Source organism: Falsiroseomonas oryziterrae (assembly GCF_021864505.1).
In the GTDB taxonomy this organism is placed as follows: domain Bacteria; phylum Pseudomonadota; class Alphaproteobacteria; order Acetobacterales; family Acetobacteraceae; genus Falsiroseomonas; species Falsiroseomonas oryziterrae.
Genome location: NZ_JAKJIB010000580.1, coordinates 1 through 1,290, shown reverse-complemented (window position 1 = coordinate 1,290; position 1,290 = coordinate 1). Strand labels below are relative to the sequence as shown.

Annotated in this window: 1 protein-coding gene; it reads left to right on the top strand. The window is 74.8% G+C overall.

Annotation, left to right across the window (positions count from 1 at the left end; translation table 11 throughout):
• On the top strand, nucleotides 1-1,290 hold a 1,290-nt coding region (locus L2I40_RS23335), incomplete at both ends, for a DNA polymerase III subunit gamma/tau (RefSeq protein WP_308116449.1).

The window sequence follows — 1,290 nt, the reverse complement described above, 5'->3', positions numbered from 1 at the left end:
CCCCGCCGCGGCCCTCAACGCGGGCGCCAGGCCGGTCGCGGAGGCCGCGCCGGCCGAGCCCGCCGCGCCCTATCGCGTCCTGGCCCGCAAGTACCGCCCGAAGACCTTCAGCGAGCTGATCGGCCAGGAGGCGCTGGTTCGCACGCTGGGAAATGCCTTCGCGCAGGGGCGCGTGCACCACGCCTTCATGCTCACCGGCGTGCGGGGCGTCGGCAAGACGACGACCGCGCGCATCATCGCCCGCGCGCTCAACTGCGTCGGGCCGGACGGGCAGGGCGGGCCGACGCCCGATCCCTGCGGCGTCTGCGCCGAATGCCGCGCCATCCTCGCCGACCGGCACCCGGACGTGCAGGAGCTGGACGCTGCCTCCTCCAACAGCGTGGACGACGTGCGCGAGCTGCGCGAGCGGCTGCGCTTCCGCCCCGCCCAGGGCCGCTTCAAGGTCATCATCCTGGACGAGGTGCACATGCTCTCGTCCGCCGCCTTCAACGCGCTGCTCAAGACGCTGGAGGAGCCGCCGCCGGACGTGAAGTTCATGCTGGCGACGACGGAGCTGCGGAAGGTGCCAGCCACCATCCTCTCGCGCTGCCAGACCTTCCACCTGCGCCGCGTGCCGCAGGAGGTGCTGCGCGCCCACTTCGCCCGCATCTGCGGGATCGAGGGCGTGGACGCCGAGGAGGAGGCGCTGGCGATGGTCGCGCGCGCCGCCGACGGCAGCGTGCGCGACGGGCTGTCCATCCTCGACCAGGCGATCGCGCTGGCGGGCGGCGGGCGCGTCGAGGCCGAGGCCGTGCGCGAGATGCTCGGCCTCGCCGATCGCGCGCTGGCGATGTCGCTGCTCGAGGCGCTGATGGGCGGCGACGTCGCGCGGGCGCTGGAACTGAGCGCGGAGGCGCATGCGCGCGGTACCGATCCGGGCGTGATGCTGTCGGAGCTGCTGGCGCTGACGCATCTGCTGTCGCGGCTGAAATCCATCCCGGCGCTGCGCCAGGACGCATCGCTGAGCGAGCAGGAGCGGACGCGCGGCGCGGCGCTGGCCGAGCGGCTGTCCATTCCCGTGCTCGCGCGCGCCTGGCAGATGCTGCTGAAGGGCGTGCAGGAGGTGGCGCAGGACGGCGTGGACCGCCGCGCCGCGGCCGAGATGGTGCTGATCCGCCTCGCGCATGTCGCCGAACTGCCGACGCCGGGCGACCTCGTGCGGCGACTGACCGAAGGCGGCACCGCGTCGAGCGGCGCGCCGGCGCCGTCGGGCGGGCCAGGTGGCGGGCTGCGCGCCGTCGCGGGCGGCGG